Annotated in this window: 21 protein-coding genes and 1 tRNA gene; 7 read left to right on the top strand and 15 right to left on the bottom strand. The window is 54.9% G+C overall.

The genetic code is table 11. The features are described 5' to 3' along the window. Window positions 1–19 precede the first annotated feature (19 nt). Together gltA and gltX are read right to left on the bottom strand one after the other, a co-directional pair. On the bottom strand, window positions 20–1,315 hold the full coding sequence (gene gltA, locus BVC71_RS11695; RefSeq protein ID WP_086451874.1) for a citrate synthase: 1,296 nt from the start codon (window positions 1,313–1,315) through the stop codon (window positions 20–22). Window positions 1,316–1,408: 93 nt separating this feature from the next. Beyond that, window positions 1,409–2,812: a glutamate--tRNA ligase gene (gene gltX / locus BVC71_RS11690; RefSeq protein ID WP_086451873.1), complete on the bottom strand. Its 1,404-nt coding sequence runs from the start codon at window positions 2,810–2,812 to the stop codon at window positions 1,409–1,411. Between the two features lie 71 nt (window positions 2,813–2,883). Between gltX and BVC71_RS11685 the strand changes: the two genes are divergently transcribed. Continuing rightward, window positions 2,884–4,920, top strand: a complete 2,037-nt coding sequence (locus tag BVC71_RS11685) for a ComEC/Rec2 family competence protein (protein WP_240516844.1) — start codon at window positions 2,884–2,886, stop codon at window positions 4,918–4,920. On the opposite strand, the gene lexA is transcribed toward BVC71_RS11685, so the two are convergent. The 6 genes from lexA to BVC71_RS11655 form a co-directional block, all read right to left on the bottom strand. Beyond that, a complete protein-coding gene (gene lexA / locus BVC71_RS11680; RefSeq protein WP_086451871.1) occupies window positions 4,914–5,603 on the bottom strand; it encodes a transcriptional repressor LexA in 690 nt (229 codons plus the stop codon). The genes BVC71_RS11685 and lexA overlap by 7 nt on opposite strands. Window positions 5,604–5,686: 83 nt before the next feature. After that, window positions 5,687–6,859 (bottom strand): molybdopterin molybdotransferase MoeA, encoded by a 1,173-nt coding sequence (locus tag BVC71_RS11675; RefSeq protein WP_086451870.1) that lies wholly within the window; start codon window positions 6,857–6,859, stop codon window positions 5,687–5,689. Next, on the bottom strand, window positions 6,856–7,326 hold the full coding sequence (gene moaC / locus BVC71_RS11670; RefSeq protein WP_086451869.1) for a cyclic pyranopterin monophosphate synthase MoaC: 471 nt from the start codon (window positions 7,324–7,326) through the stop codon (window positions 6,856–6,858). Before moaC ends, BVC71_RS11675 begins: the two co-directional genes overlap by 4 nt. Beyond that, window positions 7,326–8,132 carry an indole-3-glycerol phosphate synthase TrpC gene (gene trpC, locus BVC71_RS11665; RefSeq protein WP_086451868.1) on the bottom strand — a complete coding sequence of 269 codons (807 nt, stop codon included), beginning with the start codon at window positions 8,130–8,132 and terminating at the stop codon, window positions 7,326–7,328. The genes moaC and trpC overlap by 1 nt, the downstream gene beginning before the upstream one ends. A gap of 9 nt (window positions 8,133–8,141) precedes the next feature. Then, on the bottom strand, window positions 8,142–9,158 hold the full coding sequence (gene trpD, locus BVC71_RS11660) for an anthranilate phosphoribosyltransferase (RefSeq protein WP_086451867.1): 1,017 nt from the start codon (window positions 9,156–9,158) through the stop codon (window positions 8,142–8,144). After that, on the bottom strand, window positions 9,155–9,742 hold the full coding sequence (locus BVC71_RS11655) for an anthranilate synthase component II (RefSeq protein ID WP_086451866.1): 588 nt from the start codon (window positions 9,740–9,742) through the stop codon (window positions 9,155–9,157). Before BVC71_RS11655 ends, trpD begins: the two co-directional genes overlap by 4 nt. A 156-nt stretch (window positions 9,743–9,898) precedes the next feature. Here BVC71_RS11655 and BVC71_RS11650 point away from each other — a divergent pair, with 156 nt between their 5' ends. Beyond that, window positions 9,899–11,368, top strand: a complete 1,470-nt coding sequence (locus BVC71_RS11650; protein ID WP_086451865.1) for a divergent polysaccharide deacetylase family protein — start codon at window positions 9,899–9,901, stop codon at window positions 11,366–11,368. A gap of 37 nt (window positions 11,369–11,405) precedes the next feature. Here the strand turns inward: BVC71_RS11650 and trpE are convergent, their stop codons facing one another. The 5 genes from trpE to fabI all read right to left on the bottom strand — a co-directional run bounded on the left by trpE (window position 11,406) and on the right by fabI (window position 16,867). After that, the gene (trpE, locus tag BVC71_RS11645; RefSeq protein WP_086451864.1) at window positions 11,406–12,911 is read right to left on the bottom strand and encodes an anthranilate synthase component I; all 1,506 of its coding nucleotides are present in this window, start codon (window positions 12,909–12,911) and stop codon (window positions 11,406–11,408) included. 11 nt (window positions 12,912–12,922) lie between these two features. After that, window positions 12,923–14,761 carry a peptidylprolyl isomerase gene (locus BVC71_RS11640; RefSeq protein ID WP_165767768.1) on the bottom strand — a complete coding sequence of 613 codons (1,839 nt, stop codon included), beginning with the start codon at window positions 14,759–14,761 and terminating at the stop codon, window positions 12,923–12,925. Between the two features lie 157 nt (window positions 14,762–14,918). Then, the gene (gpt, locus tag BVC71_RS11635) at window positions 14,919–15,431 is read right to left on the bottom strand and encodes a xanthine phosphoribosyltransferase (protein WP_086451862.1); all 513 of its coding nucleotides are present in this window, start codon (window positions 15,429–15,431) and stop codon (window positions 14,919–14,921) included. A 10-nt stretch (window positions 15,432–15,441) separates the two neighbouring features. Continuing rightward, the gene (locus tag BVC71_RS11630; protein WP_086451861.1) at window positions 15,442–16,056 is read right to left on the bottom strand and encodes a LysE family translocator; all 615 of its coding nucleotides are present in this window, start codon (window positions 16,054–16,056) and stop codon (window positions 15,442–15,444) included. Between the two features lie 4 nt (window positions 16,057–16,060). Continuing rightward, entirely contained in the window at window positions 16,061–16,867 is an 807-nt protein-coding gene (gene fabI / locus BVC71_RS11625) for an enoyl-ACP reductase FabI (protein ID WP_086451860.1), read from the bottom strand. Window positions 16,868–17,028: 161 nt separating this feature from the next. On the opposite strand from fabI, the gene pdxH reads away from it, so the two are divergent. The 5 genes from pdxH (at window position 17,029) to BVC71_RS11600 (ending at window position 22,983) form a co-directional block, all read left to right on the top strand. After that, window positions 17,029–17,634 (top strand): pyridoxamine 5'-phosphate oxidase, encoded by a 606-nt coding sequence (gene pdxH, locus BVC71_RS11620; RefSeq protein ID WP_086451859.1) that lies wholly within the window; start codon window positions 17,029–17,031, stop codon window positions 17,632–17,634. A 120-nt stretch (window positions 17,635–17,754) separates the two neighbouring features. Beyond that, a complete protein-coding gene (locus tag BVC71_RS11615; RefSeq protein WP_086452049.1) occupies window positions 17,755–18,291 on the top strand; it encodes a cold-shock protein in 537 nt (178 codons plus the stop codon). Between the two features lie 62 nt (window positions 18,292–18,353). After that, window positions 18,354–18,740: a DUF192 domain-containing protein gene (locus BVC71_RS11610; protein WP_240516843.1), complete on the top strand. Its 387-nt coding sequence runs from the start codon at window positions 18,354–18,356 to the stop codon at window positions 18,738–18,740. 70 nt (window positions 18,741–18,810) lie between these two features. Continuing rightward, window positions 18,811–18,887, top strand: a tRNA-Pro gene (locus BVC71_RS11605). 478 nt (window positions 18,888–19,365) lie between these two features. Next, window positions 19,366–22,983 (top strand): vitamin B12-dependent ribonucleotide reductase, encoded by a 3,618-nt coding sequence (locus tag BVC71_RS11600; protein WP_086451858.1) that lies wholly within the window; start codon window positions 19,366–19,368, stop codon window positions 22,981–22,983. Between the two features lie 123 nt (window positions 22,984–23,106). Here BVC71_RS11600 and BVC71_RS11595 read toward each other — a convergent pair whose 3' ends face one another. Continuing rightward, complete coding sequence (locus tag BVC71_RS11595; RefSeq protein ID WP_086451857.1) at window positions 23,107–24,039, bottom strand: asparaginase; 933 nt, start codon at window positions 24,037–24,039, stop codon at window positions 23,107–23,109. A gap of 42 nt (window positions 24,040–24,081) precedes the next feature. Beyond that, the gene (locus BVC71_RS11590; protein ID WP_086451856.1) at window positions 24,082–24,567 is read right to left on the bottom strand and encodes a hypothetical protein; all 486 of its coding nucleotides are present in this window, start codon (window positions 24,565–24,567) and stop codon (window positions 24,082–24,084) included. Window positions 24,568–24,768 lie beyond the last annotated feature (201 nt).

Genomic DNA, 24,768 nt, shown 5'->3' with positions numbered 1-24,768 from the left:
GGGGCGGCCTTTCGTAGAATTAACGTTCGTCTACAGGCGTGTAATCGCGGGCTGCTTCGCCTTTGTACAACTGGCGAGGACGGCCGATTTTCATGCCCGGGTCGCCCAGCTGTTCTTTCCACTGGCTGACCCAGCCAACGGTACGCGACAGCGCAAAGATCGGGGTGAACATCGAGGTTGGGAAACCCATCGCCTCTAGGATGATGCCCGAATAGAAGTCGACGTTCGGGAACAGCTTTTTCTCTGCGAAATATGGATCGGACAGAGCCTGTTTTTCCAGTTCCTTCGCAACTTGCAGGATTGGGTTATCTTCGACGCCCAGCAGATCCAGAACTTCGTCAGCGGATTGTTTCATCACAGTCGCGCGTGGGTCAAAGTTTTTGTAAACGCGGTGTCCAAAGCCCATCAGACGGAACGGATCGTTCTTGTCTTTTGCACGAGCGATGAATTCTGGAATGCGGTCAACAGAACCGATTTCTTTCAGCATTTCCAGACACGCTTGGTTCGCGCCGCCGTGTGCAGGGCCCCACAGGCAGGCGATGCCTGCTGCGATACATGCAAACGGGTTCGCGCCCGACGACGATGCCAAACGCACGGTCGATGTCGATGCGTTCTGTTCGTGGTCTGCGTGCAGGGTGAAAATACGGTCCATTGCGCGCGACAGGATCGGGTCGACATTGTATTCCTCTGCAGGAACAGCAAAGCACATGTGCAAGAAGTTTGCAGCGTAATCCAGATCGTTGCGTGGGTACACGAACGGCTGGCCGATCGAATATTTATATGCCATCGCAGCGATGGTTGGCATTTTCGCGATCAGGCGGTGCGAAGCGATTTCGCGCTGACGTGGGTCGGTGATATCGGTCGAGTCGTGGTAGAATGCGGACATCGCACCAACAACACCAACCATGGTTGCCATTGGGTGTGCGTCGCGGCGGAAACCACGGAAGAACCCATGCATCTGTTCATGGATCATGGTGTGCATGGTGATCGTTTTTTCAAACTTCTCCAGCTCTGCTTTTGACGGCAGGTTGCCGTACAGCAGTAGGTAGCAGACTTCTAGATAGTGCGAGTCGCCAGCCAGCTGGTCGATTGGATAGCCGCGGTGCAGCAGTTCGCCTTTGTCGCCATCAATGTAGGTGATGGTGGAATCACAGGCCGCAGTCGAGGTGAAGCCAGGGTCGTAAGTGAAGACGCCAGCCTGACCATACAGTTTGCGGATGTCGATGACGTCCGGGCCACAAGTCGGCGAGTGGATCGGAAGTTCATACGACTGCCCGTCGATGGTCAGCGTAGCGGTTTTTTGTGTATCGGCCATTTAAAATCCCCTGTTAGAGTCCCGCGGGGCGCGCTACGCCCCTTCGGGATGGTCCTGAATTCCGTCCTATAACGACCGATTGTAACAGTCGGTTTAGGCGGCTGCGTCTTGTAGTCGGGAAATGGTTTCATCCTTTCCCAAAACAAGCATCATATCGAAAACGCTTGGGGTTACCGACCGACCTGCCAGCGCCGCACGAAGCGGCCCTGCGAGCTTGCCCAGCTTGGTGTCATGGGCTTCTGCGGTTTGTGCGACAATCCCCTCTAGCGCGTCACGGTCCCAGCTAGCATTTTGCAACTGCGGCGTCAATTCGTTCAGTATACCACGGGATACAGTATCCAAATTTTTTGCCGATTTCTCGTCCGGGGTAATCGGGCGGTCCGTTAGGATAAAGTGCGCTTTCTCAATGAGTTCTGGGAAGGTTTTCGCACGTTCCTTTAGGCAATACATGCCCCGCGCCATTCCGTCGCGCTGTGCATCCGTAAGTGGTTTTGCGTCTGTTGCTGCCAAAAATGCCTCTAGTTCTTGCAGCAGTGCAGCGTCGTCCATGGCTGCGATGTGCTGTCCGCACAAATTTTCGAGCTTTTTGAAATCAAAACGAGATGGCGATTTGCCACAGCCATCAAAATCGAACCATTCCATCGCCTGCGCGTCGGTGAAAAATTCGTCGTCGCCGTGGCTCCAGCCCAAACGCGCAAGGTAATTGCGCATGCCTGCGGCTGGATAACCCATCATCTGGTATTCTTCGACGCCAGTCGCGCCGTGGCGCTTGGACAGTTTTTTGCCATCTGGGCCAAAGATCAGCGGGATATGCGCGTATACGGGCAGGGGCCAGCCCATCGCGTTATAAACCAACATCTGACGCGCCGCGTTGTTCAGGTGGTCATCGCCGCGGATAACGTGGGTCACGCCCATATCATGGTCGTCCACCACAACTGCCAGCATATAGGTCGGCGTGCCGTCCGAACGCAAAACAATCATATCGTCCAGTTGGTTGTTTTTGATGGTGACCTTGCCCTGAACCTGATCGTCGATCACGGTTTCGCCGTCCAATGGCGCCTTAACACGGATCACATATGGCGCGTCAGGATGAGTCGACGGGTCAGCGTCGCGCCATGGGCTGCGGAACAGGGTGGATTTGCCTTCAGCCTTGGCCGCGTCGCGGAACGCCTGAATTTCGTCTTGGGTGCTGAAACATTTATATGCGTCGCCTTTTTCCAGCATTTCTTCGGCGACTTCGCGGTGGCGATCTGCGCGGGCGAATTGGCTGATCGCTTCTCCATCATAGTCCAGACCCAGCCAATCCATACCTTTCAGGATTGCGTCTGTTGCCTCTGGCGTGGACCGTTCACGGTCGGTGTCTTCGATGCGCAACAGGAATCTTCCGCCACGAGCGCGGGCATACAGCCAGCTGAACAGGGCCGTGCGGGCGGTACCAATGTGCATATAGCCAGTCGGAGACGGAGCAATGCGGGTGACAACGGGCGTATTGGACATGGGTATTTTAACCTTTCGCTAACCATGGTCGGCTCAGAAAGGGGGATATAGGCGGAACAAGGACAGGACAAGTGCGACTAGCAATGCTGTTGTCACAACATTGGGCGGCGCAGCGCGGCCATTTGTCTGTTTGGGTTCCCGTTTGCATTGGCGCAGGCGTTGTTTGGTATTTCGCACTGGGGGCAGAACCGTCTGTTCGAGCGCTGGGGGGCGGGGTAGCAGTATTCGTTTTTTGCGGGGTAATCGGGCTGCGGTACCGAACGATCAGGCCGTTGTTCTGGGCCATAGCACTCGTTTTGTTGGGTGTTGGACTGGCCACAATCCGCGCGAATGCTGTCGCCGCGCCGCAGTTGAATTTTCGATACTACGGCCCGATAGAAGGCAGCATTTTACATTTAGACAGATCACAATCCGGCGCTACGCGCATGACGCTGTCGGACGTGCGCCTGAAATGGATGGAGCCTGACCGAACGCCGCGTTTGGTGCGTGTTTCGGCCCATGGCGACATTTATCCTACTGTGCCGCAAATCGGTATGCGAGTGATGATGACTGGACACCTCTCCCCGCCCTCTGGTCCAGTCGAACCGGGCGGGTATGATTTTCAACGCGCGGCGTGGTTTGCAGGCCTGGGGGCCGTTGGATATACAAGAACGCCCGTTTTACAGGCTGGGGCGCCTGCACATGTTCCGATAATGCCCCGATTGCGGCAGTCGATTCAGCGCAGCGTCTTGGAAATAATGCCCGCTCAAACCGCGGGATTTGCGGCGACGATCCTGACAGGTGACCGTAGCGTCATCAATGCAGAGGTCATGGCGCTATTACGTGCCACTAACCTTGCGCATCTTCTGGCGATTTCTGGGCTGCATATGGGGCTGTTGACTGGGTTTGTATTCACCTGCCTGCGGGTGGGCGCCGCGTTTTTCCCCAGTATGGCCATGCGGTATCCCGTCAAAAAAATCGCAGCGGTCTGCGCGATTGGCGCTGGGGCTGCTTACCTTGCTATGTCGGGGGCGGCAGTGGCGACAGAACGCGCTTTTATCATGGTCGCGGTTATGTTCGTCGCCGTAATCCTGGATCGGCGAGCGGTTACTTTGCGATCAGTCGCATTGGCTGCAACTTGCATTTTGGTTTTCGAACCCGAAGAAGTCGTTGGCCCAGGGTTCCAGATGTCTTTTGCGGCGACGACTGCTTTGGTCGCGGCATTTTCAGCCATTCGTGGGATCGGGATGGAGTATCCCAAATGGGCGCGCGCCGCATTTGGTGTGTTTTTCTCGTCATTAATTGCTGGCCTGGCAACTGCACCGTTTGGTGCCGCACATTTCAACCAAATCTCGCACTATGGCCTGATCGCAAACCTGTTGGCCGTCCCAGTTATGGGGATGATTGTTATGCCGGGGGCTGTGATTGCGGCGTGCCTCGCGCCCATCGGTCTTGCTAGTTTTGGTCTGTTTATCATGGACATCGGGCTGCGCTGGATTTTGTTCGTGGCCCAAATGGTCGGGTCATGGGATGGCGCAGTGGGGCATGTTGTTTCGCCAGAGCCATACGTTTTGGGATTGATTACCATCGGCGGATTGATTTTGGCAGCGCGGCGCGGCGTTGGTCGGTTTATGGGTACACCGATTTTGGTACTGGCGTTCTATCTTTGGTCGCAAACAGATAGACCAGCTATTCTGATTGCAGATAGTGGCGCGGTTTTTGGCGTGATGACAGTTGATGGCCGATCGGTCACAAAAGAACGAGGTGACGGTTTTGCGGTGCAAAGCTGGCTGGAAAACGATGGGGACGCCGCGGCGCAGTCAGAGGCGTTTTTGCGCGGCGGTTGGAGTGTCGACGAGCGCATTTTTACCACACAGATCGCTGATGAAAAACTGCTGCTAGCGAGTGGCAAAACCGCGTTGGGCCGCATCCAGGGATGCGATGGTGCGGATATTCTAATTACGAACCAGTCTGACGATATTGAACGTCCATGCATCGTCTATGATATCGGCGTGCTAAGGAACGTTGGGGCTGTCGCGATAACGCCTGATGGTGCGATCATAACAGCCCGTGATGTGACAGGAGCCCGCCTATGGAACGGCGGGGCCATGCCCTATTTTCATCAATAGCTACGGATCAATCCGACCAAACGGCCCTGCACTTTGACCTGATGGTCGTGCAGAATACGGGTTTCATAGGCTGGGTTTGCAGCCTCTAGCGCGATCATACCGTTTTGGCGGCGGAATTTTTTCAACGTAGCTTCCGCGCCTTCGACCAATGCGACAACGATATCGCCATTGTCCGCGGATTTCGTTTCCCGAATGATCACGATATCGCCGTCGTTAATACCGGCATCGATCATTGAATCCCCTTTGACCTCTAGCGCGTAATGTTCTCCAGCGCCGACCATGGACTGAGGGACCGCGATATTATGCGACACTTCGGAAATCGCGGCGATTGGAACACCAGCAGCGATGCGGCCCATGACAGGCAATTCCAATGCGCCAGACGCTGTAACGGGTTGCGCCGCCGGTGGCGTGCTGTCAGGGCGATCCCCCTCAATCACGCGTGGCTTAAACCCAGTTTTTGACGCAAGCGCATCGGGTAGGCGAGTGATTTCTAAGGCACGTGCACGATGAGCTAGTCGGGTGATATACCCGCGTTCCTCTAACCCCGTAATCAAACGGTGGATGCCAGATTTAGACCGAAGACCCAATTCTTCTTTCATTTCATCGAAAGAAGGCGGAACGCCATCTTTTTGAACCCGTTTGTGAATGAATTCAAGCAGTTGTAGCTGTTTTTTGGTCAGCATAGTGGCGTCCTGTTCGGCTGCGGTTTGTTCGCATGTTCACAGGTGTTCTATAGTTGTTCTTGTTTTGTGTCAACGCCGCTGTGCTAAAGCGGTAAAATTTCAACCGTTTCGCCGGATTTCCGCTCTGCATCGCCAATGGGCCTGATTATCAGGCAGTTGGACGCTGCCAAGACGGACAATAAACTGCTGTCTTGGGACTGTGCGGCAGTGACCAGCCCATTATCGTAGTTTCCACGCATATAATGCAAACGGGGGCCATTGGCAGGCAGGTCATGGGCCAATTGGGCCGTCATCGGGGTGGGTAAAATGTCTTTTCGACCGACCATCTTTTTGATGAGAGGCACCACAAACAATTTTGCGCAAACGATTGATGAAACAGGGTTTCCAGGCAGACCCAAAAATGGGCACGACCCGAATTGTCCAGCGATCAGAGGTTTTCCTGGACGCATAGCGATTTTGTAGAAACTGCGCGTAAGCCCCAGTTCGTCCCCGATTTTGCCGACCAGATCGTATTCGCCAACTGATGCGCCACCAATGGTTATCGCAACATCGAACTGTTGCAGATCGCGCATAGCAGATCGCAATCCGTCTTCGGTGTCGGGCGCAATTGGCAAAATGGTTGCGAGGCCGCCTGCGTCTTCGATCATCGCTTTGATGGCGAAAACATTTGATGAAATGATTTGGTCAGATGTTGGTGCCTCACCCGGCATTACCAGTTCATCGCCCGTGGCCAAAATACCTACGGTGGGTTTCGAAAAAACCGATACCTGCGGCACGTTCATTGCGGCGAATAGGGCAAGGTCGACAGGGCGCAAGAGGCGTGGTGCATCTATCGAAAAACCTGCGTCGAAATCCACGCCGGCAGGCCGAATGTTTGTTCCAGTACCAAGGTTTGGGTTGATCGTGATCGTGTCGCCTTGGCGAGTGACGTCTTCTTGGATTACGACGGTGTCCGCTCCGACGGGAACCGGAGCGCCAGTGAAAATCCGAACGCATTCCCCGGATGCCAATTTACCGTTCCATCCATGGCCAGCAGCCGATTCACCAATAACGGTCAATGTTCGGCCAATCACCGCATCAGATGATTGCATCGCGTAACCGTCCATTGCAGACGACGCGAAAGGCGGCTGAGCGCGTTGTGCGTTTACCGCAGCAGCAAGAACGCGGCCATTGGCCTCGTCTAACGGAATGGTCTCTGTTGCCATAGGCGCGGCCAAAGCAAGGCATAGGTCCTGTGCTTCGGTGACCGAAATCATGCCTCGAACCGGCCCGACTTACCGCCGTCTTTTAATGTGACGCGAATGCCGCCGATGACCATGTCTTTTTGTACGGCTTTGACCATGTCATGAACGGTCAGCGCAGCGGTGGAAACGGCGGTCAATGCCTCCATTTCCACGCCTGTTTTGCCGGTCGTTTTCACCGTCGCGGAAATGCGAATGCCGGGCAGATCATGGTCAGGGGTCAGATCCACAGAAACCTTGGTGATCGGCAGAGGGTGACACAGGGGGATCAGGTCGGCGGTTTTTTTGGCTCCCATGATTCCAGCCAAACGCGCAATTCCTAAAACATCGCCTTTGTCGGCGCGGCCTTCGACGACAAGCGCCAGAGTTTCAGTCGTCATTGTGATGTAGCCTTCGGCGACCGCGATGCGGGATGTGATGTCTTTGTCAGAGACATCAACCATGTGCGCTTTGCCGCTATCGTCGAAATGCGTCAGTGACATCACATGCCTCCGGCGCGCAATGGGTTCGCAAGCAGCGTTTTGGTCGCGGTTGTGACGTCATCCTGACGCATCAAGCTTTCGCCGATCAGGAATGTCCGTGCGCCGTAACGAGCCATGTCGGCCAGATCATCGGGCGTGAACAGGCCGCTTTCGCAGACGATCGTGCGATCCTCGGGCACCATACGGGCCAAGGTGCGGGTTGTGTCCAGCGTGGTTTCAAAGGTTTTCAGGTTGCGGTTGTTGATGCCCATCAGCGGAGATTTCAACAGGGTCGCGCGTTCCAATTCTTCGGCGTCGTGAACCTCTAGCAGCACATCCATGCCCCATTCGAATGCGGCGGATTCCAGTTCCTGCGCCTGCGCGTCGGACACCGATGCCATGATGATCAGGATGCAGTCTGCGTTCAGGGCGCGGGCTTCGGCGACCTGATAGGTGTCGTACATGAAATCTTTGCGCAGGGCGGGCAGGTTGGTGGCAGCGCGGGCCGCGACCAGATATTCATCTGCACCCTGAAAGCTGGGGCCGTCGGTCAGAACGGACAAACACGTCGCGCCGCCGTCTTCGTACGCTTTGGCCAAAACCGCTGGGTCGAAATCGGCGCGGATTAGCCCCTTGGACGGGCTCGCCTTTTTAACCTCGGCGATCAGGCCGTAACCATCACGGGCTGCGTTTTGTAGATTTTCGGCAAAGCCGCGAACTGGGGATGCGGCGCGAGCGCGCTCTTCGACCTCGGCCAGTGGCGCTTTTTCTTTGCAGGCCGCAACATGTTCCAGTTTATAGGCTTTGATTTTATCCAGAATATGCATAGCGGCCCCTTAGGCTTCTTGTGTGACTTTGGACAGCATTTTGACGGCTGCCTTGGCGTGACCTGCAGCGATGCTTTCCGCTGCGATTTCAACGCCTTCTTTTAGGTTGTTCGCGCGGTCGGCGACGATCAGAGCGGCAGCTGCGTTCAGCAGAACCGCATCACGATATGCACCGGTTTCGCCATCCAGCAAGGCCAGTAGCGCCTTTGCGTTTTCCTCGGGCGAACCGCCTAGGATATCGGCGAGTTTGTGAACAGGCAGGCCTGCGTCCTCTGGGTGGATTTCGCGGGCTTCGATTTTGCCGTTTTCCAATGCGGCAACGGAGGATGCGCCAGTGATCGACAGTTCGTCCATGCCGTCGTGGCCGTGCACCAACCACGCCTTTTCCGACCCCAGATCCATCAGCGTTTCAGCCATCGGGAAAATCAAATCAGGTGCAAATGCGCCCGTCAGTTGACGTTTGACGCCAGCCGGATTTGTTAACGGTCCCAAGATGTTAAAGATCGTTTTGCACCCTAATTCCTGACGCACAGGCATCACGTGTTTCATCGCTGGATGGTGCATTGGCGCCATCATGAATGCGATGTTTGCCTCTTTCAGGCCGCGTTCTACAATGTCCGCGCCAACCATGACGTTGATGCCCAATTGGCCCAGTGCGTCCGCAGCGCCCGATTTCGACGACACATTGCGGTTGCCGTGTTTGGCCACAGGCACGCCAGCGCCTGCAACAACAAAGGCGGTCGCGGTGGAAATGTTTAATGTACCCAGCCCGTCACCGCCTGTGCCGACGATATCAATCGCGCCGTCAGGTGCATTCACGGGCACGCATTTCGCGCGCATCGTCGCGGCAGCGGCGGCATATTCGGCCACAGATTCACCGCGTGCGCGCATCGCCATCAGGAACCCCGCGATTTGCGCAGGGCTTGCCTGACCTTCGAACAGGATTTCGAACGCTTGGTTCGCTTGGGCACGGGACAGGGGGCCTTCGCTCGCGGCGTAGATCAGCGGCTTCATTGCGTCGGTCATGCGGTCACCTTCATCTTTGCGATCTCCAGAAAGTTCTGGAGCAGTTTGTGGCCGTGTTCGGATGCGATGCTTTCTGGGTGGAACTGAACGCCTTGGATCGGCAATTCACGGTGTTGCAGGCCCATGACGGTGCCGTCTTCCAACCATGCCGTCGGCTCTAGGCAGTCGGGCAGGGTGTCGCGATCCACGACCAGCGAATGATAGCGGGTCGCTTGGAACGGGTTTGGCAGATCAGAGAACACACCTTTTGAATTGTGGTGCATCGTTCCCATTTTGCCGTGTACGATTTCATGGCAGCGCACGACGTTTCCGCCGAACGCCTGACCAATGGTCTGGTGACCCAAACACACACCCATCAGCGGGGTTTTGGTTTCGGCGGCGGCTTCGGTCAGAGCCAAACAAATGCCTGCCTGATCAGGGTCGCATGGGCCAGGCGATAGCAGGATCGCTTCGGGATTTTGGGCCATCGCCTCTTGGACGTTCAGTGCATCGTTGCGTTTCACCACAACATCGGCGCCCAGTTCGCCCAAATAGTGAACAAGGTTATAGGTGAAGCTGTCGTAGTTATCGATCAAGAGCAACATGGTAGGCCCAACAAGCATTTAGGGGTTTTGCCGACCGTATTGGTGGCGATATAGTCGGCCCTACATGATCCCGTATGGCAGGGATGGTCAAGGTCCGCAGGGCAATAAACGTGGTCATGTATTGGGCAGAACGTAGTCAGAGCAAGGGGCAGTCTGATGTTAAAGGGATTATTTTCGGGTGTCGCGGTGGGTGCGATTCTGTCGGTCGTTGGTTTGGCAACCGCGTCACTGGTTGCACCAATGCCTGAAATGGTCGGCCAGAGTGAACCTGAACCCGTGGTAACACCTGCCGATGATCCAGAAATGGCCGCTGAGGACCCAACGGCGTCGGTCGAAACCACCGATGATCCTGCCCCAGTCGTTGATACATCCGATCCAGTGGCGCCTTCCCTGACTGTAGAACCCGAAACTGGCATCCAAATCGAAGCGCCGAGCCTTGCGCCGGCGCCTGTGATTGACGTTCCTGAAACATCCGCGCCATTGGCCGATACAACTACCGCCGACCGTCCCGAAGATGTAGAGATTATCGGCGATATGTCCGAACCCGAGGCAGACGACGCCTCCGGTGTTACATCACCCGAAGTCGACCCGGTTTTGCAAAGCCCGCAGTCGGTACAACCGAACCCGCCATCCGGCGAAGCGGACGTTATTGTGTCGACTGATCCTGCCGCTGTAACGGTTGAGATTATTCCAGAACCCGAACCTGAAAATGATCAACCAGATATGCCGATGATCGTAGCCCCAGAGATGGGCATGATCACCGCACCTGATGCGAATGAACCTGAAACCACAGCACCAATGGCAGAGCCTGAGGCTGCACCGATTGATACCTCGGTTCGCCCTGCGCCCGGTTTGTCTGGTCAATCTGCATCCGCGTTGCCAACCGGCGATAGCACCGTAACAATCCGCCGTTTGGGCACCGATAGCGAACCTGCCGTAACTGAAACCGCGGCGATTAACGCGTTAGAAGATTATTCAGCGCCATTTTCCAATGCAGGCAATTTGCCGTTGATGTCCTTTGTGGTGATGGATGAAGGCGGGTTGCCAAACGGGCCAGCTGTTTTGGCATCAATCCCTTTTGATGTGACCGTTGCGCTATCTATCGCTGACCCCGATGCCGAAGCCAAAATGTCAGCCTATCGTGCGGCAGGGTTCGAAGTTTTGATTATGAACCCGATTCCCCAAGGCGCTACAGCCAGTGATGCGGCCCAAGTGATTCAAGGCAGTTTTTCTATTCTACCCGAGGCTATCGGCATCCTTGATCTAGGCGAAGCTGGATTGGGATCGAACCGAAACGCGATCGAGGTCGTGATGTCTGAATTGGCCCGCGCTGGTCGTGGCTATGTCGCGCTGGATTCTGGTTTGAATTCAGGAATGCGCGCAGCGGAAACTGCGGACGTGCCAGCCACATTGGTATCGCGTGATTTGGATGGCGACGGGCAGGGGTCTTCTGTCATTCGCCGCTTTATTGACAATGGTGCATTTCAGGCGCGGCAGCAGTCGGGCGTCGTGATGTTGGCTCGATTGCGCGCAGATACGGTCAGCGCGTTGACGTTATGGTCGACAGCAAACAGAGCCAGCCAAGTCGCGCTGGCCCCTGTATCGGCTGTTCTGAAATCTGATTAGAAGAACGAAAAAAGGCCCCGATATTCGGGGCCTTTTCTTATTGGTTGCCGCCTGCAAATCGCGCCGCGTCTTCGGCGGCTTTGCGGATCGCATTCGATTTGTGAACGGTCTCCATATATTCGGCCTCGGGGTCGCTGTCATACACAACGCCGCCGCCTGCCTGAATATACAGTTTCTGATCCTTCAGAACGGCGGTGCGTAGCGCGATACAGATATCCATATCACCGCCCGCGCTGAAATACCCAACGCCGCCGCCATAGACGCCGCGTTTTTCGGGCTCTAGTTCGTCAATGATTTCCATCGCGCGGACCTTTGGCGCACCAGAAACAGTGCCTGCAGGCAATCCAGCCAGTAGGGCCGAAACGGCGTCCTGATCTTCGGCCAATTCGCCAACGACGTTCGACACGATGTGCATCACGTGGCTGTAGCGTTCGATGATGAATTCTTGGGTCGGGCGAACGGTGCCGATTTTTGATACTTTGCCGGTATCGTTGCGGCCCAGATCCAGCAGCATCAAATGTTCTGCCAGTTCTTTTTTGTCGGCCAGCAGATCGGCTTCGTTCGCTTTGTCTTCTTCTGGAGTTGCGCCGCGGGGGCGCGTGCCAGCGATAGGGCGAATGGTGACCTGCTTGCCTGCCACCTGAACCAGAATTTCAGGCGATGCGCCGATGATCTGATAGCCGCCAAAGTTAAAGTAGAACATGTAGGGCGACGGGTTGGTGCGGCGCAGCGAACGGTACAATGCGAACGGTGGTTCGACAAATTCCTGCGTCCAGCGTTGGGCCGGAACAACCTGAAAAATATCGCCCGCGCGAATGTATTCTTTGGCCTTTTCCACGGCAGCTTTGTACCCGTCACGGGTAAAGTTCGACGTGGCTGGCGCGACGTCGTGCGGTGTTTGGTATTCGCGTTCGGTCGGCACAGGGCGGTCCAATGCGCGCTGAGCATCCATCACGCGTTCGGCGGCTTGTGCATAGGCGGCCTTGGCATTCAGGCCCGAATTAGCCCATGCGGGCGCAACCAGAATAACGTCGCCTTTGACGCCGTCCAAAACAGCAACGACCGACGGTCGCAGCATCATCGCGTCAGGCACACCGATTGGGTCGGGATTCACGTTTGGCAGATGTTCCACCAAACGGATCATGTCATAACCCAGATAACCGAATAGACCCGCAGCCGCGGCTGGCAGATCGTCAGGCAGGTCAATTTTGCTTTCGTCGATCAGCGCACGCAGGGACGTCAGCGGATCGGCGTCCTGATCCTGAAACGCTTGTTCGTCAAAACGGGCAGAGCGGTTTAGGCGTGCGGTTGTCCCGCGGCATTCCCAGATCAAATCAGGGTTCATGCCAACGATCGAATAGCGACCGCGCTGTTCACCGCCAGTGACGGATTCCAACATAAACGCATTTTTGCCAGCGCCTGCCAGTTTCAGCATCAGGGACACAGGCGTGTCCAGATCGGCAGCCAGTCGCGTATAAACGACTTGGTTTTTGCCTGCGTCAAATGCAGCTTTAAAGGTTTCGAAATCGGGGCTCAGGGCCATCTGCCTCGTCCTTATTGCATCTGTGCGTTCACTGCGGTGACCGCAGCTTGCACAACGTTGATCTCTGTATCAGCGGCGATGCGCGATAGGGTGGTGGCGAAAACGTCCTGAGCCATCGAGTTCGACAGCTGTTCTGCGATGCGGTCGCGGATCGCTGCGGTGTCTTCGTCGTCGGCTGGCGATTTGATCGCAGTAACCTGTGCCAGTACGGCGCCGTCGTCATATGGCATGACAAAAGCGGCGCCTTCGTCGGTCGCAAAGACCTGAGCCATGAAACCCTGAGGCGTGAAATCCAGGAATGTCTGGCGGGTCACGTCCGCATCAACCGTTGCTTCGATTTCCAGATCAGCAAAGCTCGAGCCACCAGTCAGCGCTGCTGCTTGGTCTTCGGCATAGGCAATGACAGCCTGTTGTTGCGCATCGACAGCCCATGCAGCGGCGACAGCGTCACGCACGTCTTCTAGCGCTTGAACAGCTGGTTCATTGATCTGTTCAACGCGCAGAACAAACATACCGCCGTCCGATGTTTCGAACAGTTCAGGATATGCACCGATTTCTGCAGCGGCGGCCGCATTGCGGAATTCGGGGTAGGCGGCCATGCCGTCAGTGCTATCCGCAGTCCAGTCGATGGAGCCCAGTTCCATGTTGGTGTTCGCGGCCAAATCTTCGACGCGAGCGCCGCCCGCGATCAGGTCTGCCATTTGTTCGGCGGTGTCTTGAATAACGCGGCGGGCGCGGTCACGACCCAGTTCCAAACGCAGTTCATCGGACGCCTGTTCAAAACTGATTTCTTCGGCATCCAAAATGGCGTTCACGCGGAACAGGGCAGGACCGATCAGGGATGGCAGCGGGCCGACAACGTCACCGGTTTGAGCGGCAAAAACGGCATCGCCTGCGGCCTCTAGGTCGGACAGTGCAACATCGCCCAGATCGACATCGTCCAGCGTCAAACCACGGTCGGCAACTAGCGCATCAAAATCGGTTTCGCCGGCATTGATCGCATCCAGCGCAGCTTGGGCTGCGGCTTCGTCGCTAAAACCTAGACGTTCAACCAAACGACGTTCTTCACGATTATAGTCAGCCGATCGCGCGTCATACATCTCACGCAGCGCTGTTTCGTCGACATCAATCGTCGGCAGCAGCATGTCAGGTGTCAGTGCCGCGTAAACGATGGTTTTGGTTTCTGGCGTTGTGAATTCAGCCGGGTTTTGTTCCAAATATTCCGCCAACTCTGCGTCGGTAGGTTCTGCTAACGCGGCTTCGACGGCAGTTGCATCAAAACGGACCCACGAAATATCACGGCGTTCAGCGACATAGTTGGTCAGCAGATCAACGTAATCGGCAGGGGCGTCAAATCCGGATACCAAACCAACCTGTAGCGCGGTTGCGGCGATTTCATCGCGAACGACATTTTCAAAATCGGCTTCACGGGTGCCCCAACGGCGCAGGATTTCCGCGTAGGTGTCACGTTCGAATTGGCCGCTAAGACCTTGAAAGTTGGGATCATTGCGGATGATGGTTGCCAAACGTTCATCGCCTGCCGAAATGCCCAAATTAGCGACTTCGTTTTGCAGAATGCGGTTGTTTACCAGTTCGCTCAAAATCTCTTGGTCGAGACCAGCGGCTTGCGCTTGGGCAAAGCTGATCGGTGTGCCCAACTGGCGGGAAATAGCATCCAGACCGCGCTGCATTTCCAGCGCGTATTGGTTCACGGTGATTTCTTTTTCACCCACAGTCGCCAATGTATTCGAGGTCGAAGTCAAAGACGTGCCGCCAAAGCCGATTAGGCTGACAAAAATGAGCCCGAGGATTACCCAAACGCCCAGTTTGGTCTTTTTTTCCTGTGCCATGCGATGGCCTCCCTGTCTTTGATCGTCGCCCTTTGGACGGTGTTGCAAATCAATAGGCATACGGTTGGCGGGGTGCAAGCGGATGCACATCGCAAACCCATGAAAAAAGGCGCAAAGCGGTCCGCCTTGCGCCTAAAATCGTCGATTTGTTGTGATCTTAGTCTTCGCCGCGGAAAGGTTGCACGTATTGCAGGGCCATATCCCAAGGGAAGAAAATCCAAGTATCTTGCGATACTTCGGTGATAAAGGTGTCCACTTGGGCGTTGCCTTTGGGTTTCGCGTAGACGGTCGCGAAATGCGCGTTCGGATACAGTTCGCGGCACAGTTCCAGCGTTTTGCCCGAATCTACCAGATCGTCGATGACCAGAATGCCAGTGCCGTCGCCCATCATGTCGGCGTTAGGGGCTTTTAGAACCTGCGCTTCGGTTTGGGATTGGTGGTTGTAGGATTTAACGCTGATGGTGTCGATGGTGCGGATGTCCAATTCACGCGCCACGATCATCGCAGGGGCCATGCCGCCGCGTGTGATCGCAACGATAGCTTTCCATTCGCCATTTTCACCCGGACCGCGTCCGTCCAAACGCCAAGCCAGCGCGCGGCTGTCACGGTGGATCTGGTCCCACGATACATGGAAACCTTTTTCATAGGGCAGGCGATCATTCGGAGCCATGGTCAGTCCTTTATGTCAAAGCGATCTTTAGACCCAATAGGGCCAGAAAACCGCCAAATACGCGATCTACGCTGGATTTCAATCGGATATAGGCGGTGCGGGCGCGTGCGTGTGAAAATACACGTGCCACGGTGATATACCAAAGCGTTTCGTTTGCGAAAACCGCCCCAAGTATAGCAAGACGCCACGGAAGGGGCGTATCTGTGGGCACAAGCCCCACAAAAACCGCACCGAAAAAAATTGCAGGTTTGGGATTGGTTGCGAAAGTCAGAAACCCGAACCAGAACGCGGCCCATGCGCTGCGTGGTTTATCGGATGCGGCGTCCATATCCATCGGTTCGGACGCGTGGCGCCACATTTGATAAGCAATCCACATCAGAAACGCGGCGCCGATCAGTTTCATGCCAATGAACAGGGAAGGAACGATTTCGAACAGGATCGCAAGGCCCGCCATCGCGGCGGTGGCCCATAGTAGGGCACCCATTCCAAAACCGAATGCCAATGCCACAGCGGTTTTGAACCCTTCGGATGCTGCGACGCGGACTGATACAATAAAGCTAGGCCCAGGAGAGATCGCCGCCGCAAGGTGGATCAAAACGATCGTTAGGAATGCGGCGGCAGTCATTGTGTTACTCTTTGTTCATGTCGGGCGCGTCGACGGCTTTCATACCGACAACGTGGTAGCCCGCATCAACGTGGTGGGTTTCGCCCGTCACGCCAGTGGAAAGGTCAGACAGCAAATACAGGGCCGAACCGCCGACTTCGTCGATGGTGACGTTCTTGCGTAGTGGCGAATTGTATTCGTTCCATTTCAGAATGTAGCGGAAATCGCCGATGCCCGATGCTGCCAGCGTTTTGATCGGACCTGCGGAAATCGCGTTCACGCGAATGCCATCTTTGCCCAGATCTTCGGCCAGATAACGAACCGATGCTTCTAGCGCTGCCTTTGCAACGCCCATGACGTTATAGTGTGGCATCACGCGTTCTGCGCCATAGTAGGTCAGGGTAACGCACGAACCGCCGTCGGTCATCATCTTCGCAGCGCGCTGGGTCACAGCGGTGAACGAATAAACCGAGATGTCCATCGTGGTCAGGAAATTGTCGCGGGTGGTGTCCACATAGCGGCCACGCAGTTCGTTTTTGTCCGAAAAACCAATGGCGTGAACGATAAAGTCCAGCTTGCCCCATTTGGATTCGAGTTCACCAAACAACGCATCGATGCTGTCCATGTCTGCAACGTCACATGGCAGAACGATGTCCGAACCCAACTGTTCAGCCAGTGGACCCACACGTTTTTTCAGCGCCTCGCCTTGATACGAAAAAGCAAGCTCTGCGCCTGCGTCTGCCAAAGCTTTGGCGATGCCCCAAGCGATTGATTTATCATTGGCCAGGCCCATGATTAGCCCGCGTTTGCCTTGCATGAGTTGCGTCGACATGTCTGTTCCTTTTGCCTAACTGGCCTAATAATTTTGTCATGGTTTAGGCGATTGGCCTTGCAGCATCAACCCTAGGCAGGCACCCGTGAAGCAGATGACAAAGTGATCCGTGACTTATAAACACTCGTAAGACAAACGGTATTGAACAAAGGCAAATCCCAATGACCGATAGAACCGGAATTTTCGAAGGTAACGATCCGTTTGAAATTACACGCCGCTGGATGGCAGAGGCTGAAGAGTCCGAGCTGAACGATCCGAATGCGATTGCGTTGTCGACGGTGGACGCCGACGGTCTACCCAATGCGCGGATGGTTTTGTTGAAAGATGTCGAAGACGACGCCTTTGTTTTCTACACCAACTACGGCAGCGCCAAAGCGTCCGAGATTGAGGCAACTGGCAAAGCCGCCTTTGTCATGCACTGGAAATCCTTGCGCCGCCAAATTCGCGTGCGCGGTATCACTGAACGCGAAGAAGGCGAAAAGGCGGACGAATATTATAACTCTCGTTCGCTCAAAAGTCGGCTCGGGGCATGGGCATCGGATCAATCGAAGCCACTGGATAGCCGCGCGAAACTGATGTCTGAAGTTGCTGTTGTCACCGCCAAGAAAGGTGTTAACCCACAACGACCAGAATTTTGGGGTGGAATCAGGATTCGCCCGGTCGAGATCGAATTCTGGGCTGATGGCGCGTTTAGGTTGCACGATCGGTTTATGTGGTCGCGCAAAGGTATATCCGATACATGGGATGTGTCGCGTCTGTACCCCTAAAATTCACGCTTCGTGAAATACACGGCTTTGTTTTGTCTTGTTTCTTGGCGATGAAACCTGTCTGGTAGCGTAATGAAGCTGCGATCGGATGGGGGTCGTGGTCGGAAGTTAAGAATAATGATGAACACACAAGTGACGGAAGAACGCGCCGTTCGCGGACGCGTGAAATGGTTCGACCCTGGAAAAGGGTTCGGCTTTGTAATCGCAGATGATGGTGGACCTGACATTTTGCTACACGCAAATGTGCTACGGAACTTCGGACAAAGTTCTGTAGCGGATGGGGCTAACATCGAATTGCTGGCGCAACGAACAGATCGCGGCTTACAAGCGATCGAAGTTGTTGCCATCGAACCGCCTGCATCCAACGACAATGACGCAACTCTTGCAGATTTGGCTGAAATCGATCCTGAAGTATTGCGTTCTACACCTGTAGAGCCGGCGCGGGTTAAATGGTTCGACAAGGTCAAAGGATTTGGATTTGCCAATGCCTTTGGTTCGGCCGATGATGTGTTTGTACACATCGAGGTTCTGCGTCGTTCCGGTTTGGCCGATCTACAACCTGGCGAAGCGATCGCAATGCGGACCATCGATGGCAAACGAGGCAAGTTGGCTGTTGAGGTTCTGATTTGGGAAAGCATCACCGCGTCAAACGACTAATAACGACAATTGCATTTTGTGCCGCTGCTGGGACAGCGGCGGCGCAATGCACAGATGACCGATTGACGGTCAAAGGCGATTTTGGACAGGCACGGTTCCAAGTTTCAGTCGCCGACACCCCCCAAGAACGTTCGCAAGGCCTGATGAATGTGGCTGACATGCCTCTCATGCAGGGGATGCTGTTTGCCTATGACAATGAACAGCCTGTCGCATTCTGGATGCACAACACGCTGATTCCGTTGGATATGCTGTTTGCGGACGAAACGGGGACAATTACCCACATTCATGACAATGCGATTCCGATGGATCGAACACCAATCCCAGGCGGGGACGAGGTGAAATTCGTTCTAGAGATTAATGGCGGACTGGCTGCACGGCTTGGGATTGCCGAAGGCGATGCGTTTCAGCACCCGATTATCGGAAATTTAGCTGTTTTTTCATGTGGATAACTTTTTTTCAAATTTGTTACTTTTTGCTCTTTTCATTCCCGGAAACTAACACTAAAACCCGCCACACAGTCGGGGCGTAGCGCAGCCTGGTAGCGCGACGGTTTTGGGTACCGTAGGTCGCAAGTTCGAATCTTGCCGTCCCGACCACTTCCAAATTTGGAAAACAAATAGCCGCCCCTTGGGGCGGTTTTTTGTTTTTGGGTCAAGCGCGATTCTGGTTAGTTCCAACATTAAACGGGCAGCGTGTATACGAACGGAATCTGGCAGCTCTTCTAAAGCTGCGCAAAAAATACACACACGTATATGGCGACCTGTGGAGGAATCGACGGATTTCATAGTGTTTTCACCGTCAATAGTAATGTTCCGTTATTTAGTGTGAAAAATTCGTTGACCCCCTAGTAGTTGATTTGCCAGTTTGTGTGCATCGACGACCCACACACCATATGTAGGTCGCGTTCAGGGACAAAATCAGACGATTTCGCTTTTGCGGGCACTTAACGGACCTTTGGGTCCGACCGATGAAATATTGTCTTTTTCAGATCGTCCCAAGTTGGGTAGGGCGCCACCGCGCTTTGAGGGTGAGATATTGAATGGCCGTTTTCGGGTCATGGCAGGGACTTTAAAGATGAAAATTGAACGTCGTTTTACGAAATCGGGTCAGGATGCCTATGCGGATATTGAATTTCGCAAAACAGCGTCTGAAATTCGCAATCCTGATGGGACGTTGGTTTTTCAATTAAAAGAATGCGAAGTCCCGACCAGCTGGAGCCAAGTGGCCAGCGACGTCATCGCACAAAAATATTTCCGCAAGGCGGGGATTCCATCGGCCACCAAAAAAGTTCGTGAAAAAGACGTGCCAGAATTTCTGTGGCGGTCGGTGCCTGCTGATGGTGCGGAATTCGGCGGGGAATCTAGCGCAAAACAGGTGTTTGACCGTTTGGCCGGCGCCTGGACCTATTGGGGCTGGAAGGGCGGCTATTTCACAACCGAAGCGGACGCGCAGGCTTATTTCGACGAAATGCGTTTCATGCTGGCCCGCCAGATGGCCGCGCCGAACAGCCCGCAGTGGTTCAATACAGGCCTGCACTGGGCGTACGGCATCGATGGCCCCGCGCAGGGCCACCATTATGTAGATTACAAAACGGGCAAATTGGTCAAATCCAACAGCGCCTATGAACATCCGCAGCCCCACGCCTGTTTCATCCAATCCGTTTCGGACGATCTGGTGAACGACGGCGGCATTATGGATCTATGGGTCCGCGAGGCACGTTTGTTCAAATATGGCTCGGGCACGGGCACGAATTTCTCTTCGCTCCGTGGTGTGGGCGAAAAACTGTCGGGTGGGGGGCAATCCTCGGGCCTGATGGGATTCTTGAAAATAGGGGATCGTGCCGCTGGCGCGATTAAATCAGGCGGTACAACCCGTCGAGCAGCGAAGATGGTGATCGTAGATGCCGATCACCCCGACATCGAAGACTTTATCAACTGGAAAGTCATCGAGGAGCAGAAGGTCGCGTCCATCGTGGCTGGCTCTAAAATGCACGAAGAAAAGCTGAATGGCATTTTCGCAGCGATTGGCGCATGGGACGGCGCCGAGGCGGACGCCTATGATCCTGCAAAAAACACGAGCCTGAAATCAGCCGTGCGAGAGGCCAAAAAGGTCGCGATTCCAGAAACATACATCAAACGTGTTTTGGACTATGCGAAACAGGGCCACACCAGCATCGAATTCCCGACCTACGATACCGATTGGGATTCCGAAGCTTACGCGTCCGTTTCTGGCCAAAACTCTAACAACTCGATCCGCGTGACCGATGCGTTTTTGCAGGCAGTCAAAGACGACGCCGATTGGGATCTGATCAACCGCAAAGACGGCACAGTTTCCAAAACCGTCAAAGCGCGCGATCTATGGGATCAGGTCGGCCATGCCGCATGGGCCTGCGCGGACCCAGGTATCCAATTCCACGACACCGTTAACGCGTGGCACACTTGCCCCGAAGACGGCGAAATCCGCGGGTCGAACCCGTGTTCGGAATATATGTTCTTGGACGATACGGCCTGTAACCTTGCGTCGATGAACCTGCTGCAGTTTTACAAGAACGGCGAATTCGACGTGGAATCCTATATTCACGCGACTCGTCTGTGGACTGTGACGCTGGAAATTTCCGTCATGATGGCGCAATTCCCGTCCAAGGAAATCGCGCAGCTGTCCTATGATTTCCGGACCTTGGGTTTGGGATACGCCAATATCGGCGGTCTTCTGATGAACATGGGGCTGGGATACGACAGCGACAATGGCCGCGCGTTGGGTGCAGCGCTGACCGCGATCATGACGGGCGTGTCCTATGCGACCTCGGCAGAAATGGCAGGCGAACTGGGTGCGTTTTCGGGATACGAACGCAACCGCGATCACATGCTGCGCGTTATCCGCAATCACCGCACAGCGGCACACGGGTTGGAAGACGGGTATGAAAATCTGGCTGTCAAACCGCTGCCCTTGGATCATGCGAACTGCCCTGATCCGCGCCTGATCAGCATAGCGACCGAGGTATGGGACGAAGCTTTAGCCTTGGGCGAAAAACACGGCTACCGCAACGCGCAGGTTTCGGTGATCGCGCCAACGGGCACCATCGGTCTGGTGATGGACTGTGACACTACCGGCATTGAACCCGATTTTGCGCTGGTGAAATTCAAAAAACTGGCAGGCGGCGGATATTTCAAAATCATCAACCGTTCGGTGCCAGCGGCTTTGGAGACATTGGGCTATTCCAGCGCGCAGATCGAAGAAATCATTGCCTATGCTGTCGGCCACGGATCAATCGGGCAGGCGCCAGCGCTGAACCACACCTCGCTGATCGGTCATGGGTTCGGCCAAACCGAGATCGATAAAATCGAAGCCGCGCTAAAATCGGCCTTTGACGTGCGGTTCGTGTTCAACCAGTGGACGCTGGGCGAAGAGTTCTGCCAGAAAACGCTAGGCATTCCAGCGGCAAAATTGAACGATCCATCGTTCGATCTGTTGCGCCATTTGGGATATTCCAAACAGGAAATCGACGCAGCAAACGATCATGTTTGCGGCACGATGACGCTAGAGGGCGCACCGCATCTGTTGGAAGAGCACTACCACATCTTTGATTGTGCGAACCCATGCGGCAAGAAAGGCAAACGGTATCTGTCGGTCGATAGCCACATCAAAATGATGGCCGCTGCGCAGTCGTTTATTTCGGGCGCGATTTCCAAAACGATCAACATGCCGAACTCGGCCACGATCGAAGATTGCCAAAAGGCCTATGAATTGTCGTGGTCACTGGGGGTCAAGGCGAACGCGCTGTATCGTGACGGATCGAAGCTGTCGCAACCTTTGGCCGCTGCGCTGATCGAAGATGACGAAGGCGCCGCCGAAATTCTGGAAACAGGCACCCCGACGGAAAAGGCAGCGGTGTTGGCCGAAAAGGTGATCGAAAAGGTCATCGTCAAAGAATTCGTGCGCAGTCACCGCGAAAAGATGCCAGAGCGCCGCAAGGGTTACACCCAAAAGGCGGTCGTTGGCGGGCACAAGGTTTACCTGCGTACGGGCGAATATGCCGATGGTCAGCTGGGCGAAATCTTTATCGATATGCATAAAGAGGGCGCAGGGTTCCGCGCGATGATGAACAACTTTGCCATCGCGGTATCGGTTGGCCTGCAATACGGCGTCCCGCTAGAGGAATTCGTGGACGCGTTTACGTTCACCAAATTCGAACCGGCGGGGATGGTGCAGGGCAACGATTCCATTAAATCGGCGACTTCGATCTTGGATTACATTTTCCGCGAATTGGCGGTGTCCTATCTAGATCGCACGGATCTGGCGCACGTTAAACCTTCGGGTGCGTCGTTTGATGATCTGCACAAACAGGACGACACCAGTAACGTGCAGGAACCTAGTGAAACTGCGACCTCTAAGTCGTTGGAAGTGTTGAAGCAAATCTCCTCTACCGGTTACCTGCGCAAACGGGTTCCTTCGGATTTGGCGATGTTTAGCGGGCCTACTTCGGTATCGGATGCGGCGGCTATTCAAACGGCTACGGTACCCACTACGCAAGAAACCGCCACCACCGCTGTTTTGTCGATGTCGGCACGTGACAAAGCGAAAATGCAAGGCTACGAGGGCGACCCATGCGGTGATTGTGGCAACTACACTTTGGTGCGGAACGGCACCTGTATGAAATGTAATACGTGCGGCGCCACATCGGGCTGCAGCTAAAGTTTCCGGGGCTGGTGCGCTGGCCCCTGACGCGGATCGGGATACAGGCAAAAAGCTAACGGGCGGTAACATAATCCACCCGATCCGTGACACTGGGGGGGCTAGCGCCCCCCTTTTTCTATTCTACATCTCGCCGCAGAATTCGGTGGCCATAAATGCGTGCGGGTCATCGGTTTCCAGCGCATAGTGCAGTTTCACATGTGCCATTTCCGCAGTCATCCCGCGGCCATCAATAACGCCGCCATCCCGCAGGATTTGCCCCGCCTGATAGGTGCCGATGTTCATGCCGCCCGCTGGGCATTGCGATACAGCTACAACGGGTACGTTGCGTTTGGCTGCCAGTGACAGTGCATCGCGCAGCTCTGGATCGTTCGGCGCTGTCCCGGAACCGTAGCAACGTAGAACCAGGGCCTCGCCTTGCTGAACCGCAGTTTTTAGCAATCCGAACATAGCACCTGGCGCGATGGTGAAGGTCAGCACTTTGTGCGGTGACGTTTGCGCAATTGTCGGGAAAGGGCTCGCAAACAACGGCGGCATTTCGGATGGGCTATCGGTAAATGCGTCTAGGTCCGATGAATGCGCTTTGTACACGCGCGACCCGTGTAGCAGACGGCCTGCGAACTGAACCCAAACGCCGGGTTGCGCGGAACGGCAGGCGATCAATGCGTCAGTCAGGTTCCGCATTCCATCCGAATTTTCGACCGTTAATGGGATCATTGATCCGGTTAGGATCACGGGGACGTCAATCCCGCGCAGTGCCATCACCATTGCCGCCGCCGAATAGGATAGGCTGTCGGTGCCGTGCGTTATAACAAAGGCATCATAGTTGCCCAGCTCTGTGAAGACGGCCATCGCAATGCGGTTCCATTCCGCAGTTGTCGCTTCGCCGCTGTCAATCGCAGGGGTTAGGGGCATTAGTCTGATTGTTCCTAAATCCGTGTGGTTCGACCGGATTTGATCCAGCGCTTCTTCTATAACGCCGTCTTTGGGGGCGAACCCTTGGTCGGTTTGGGCCATTCCGATGGTGCCGCCGGTATGGATCACAAGGATGCGCATGTTTATCCCCTTAATCTGATATAGACGCGGGATACCGCCCGATCACCCACCGCGCAACTGTCTAGATAAACGCGGGAACCTGCTATCGTCCGATAACCAGATCGATAGAAACCGTTTGCGCAGGTTCGGATAGGTCACGTTACAGGTGGTCGTGCCATTAAGGCTGAACTCAATCTGATCGGGGGTAGGGGCGTTCGCAACAAACTGATCGCCGTCTGATACATCGCGCATACAATCCGCCAATGTGTTGATGACGCGATCCAGATCACCCGGGTTGCCTTCGATCCGTGCGATTTCTTCGCGGGTTGTTTGGGTCAAAATCTCCGCTGAAAAGTCACGTTCATAATTGATTTCCAAGGCCATCGGCGCGGTCCAATCAAAGGCCTGCCCGGACGGGGTATATAAAATAGTGTCATAGGCCTGAAATCCCAGAACACCCAGACTTGCCGAACCCAAAGGGGCGAGGGGCTCTGATTCCGCCCATGCAGAGCCACCAATGGTAATAAATAGAATCGAAATGAGACGCATTTCAGGGCCTTTCTAATCGGTTCTGTGGATAACTAGGGCTTTATCCACAGTTTAAGAACTAATTTATGCCTCTCAAATTAGCGCGTCGCAGAAAAAATCAAAAAATCGGATTTTCTTTGCGTTTTCCGCTTGCGCCCATGCATCACTCCCCTTAGAACCCCCTTCACCGGCGGCGCTGAGGCGCGGTTGGGACTTCTGAAG

Origin of the sequence: Marivivens niveibacter (assembly GCF_002150005.2) — a bacterium.
Taxonomy (GTDB): domain Bacteria; phylum Pseudomonadota; class Alphaproteobacteria; order Rhodobacterales; family Rhodobacteraceae; genus Marivivens; species Marivivens niveibacter.
The sequence above is the reverse complement of the archived record's forward strand: the minus strand, read 5'-3'. Positions and strand labels throughout refer to the sequence as shown.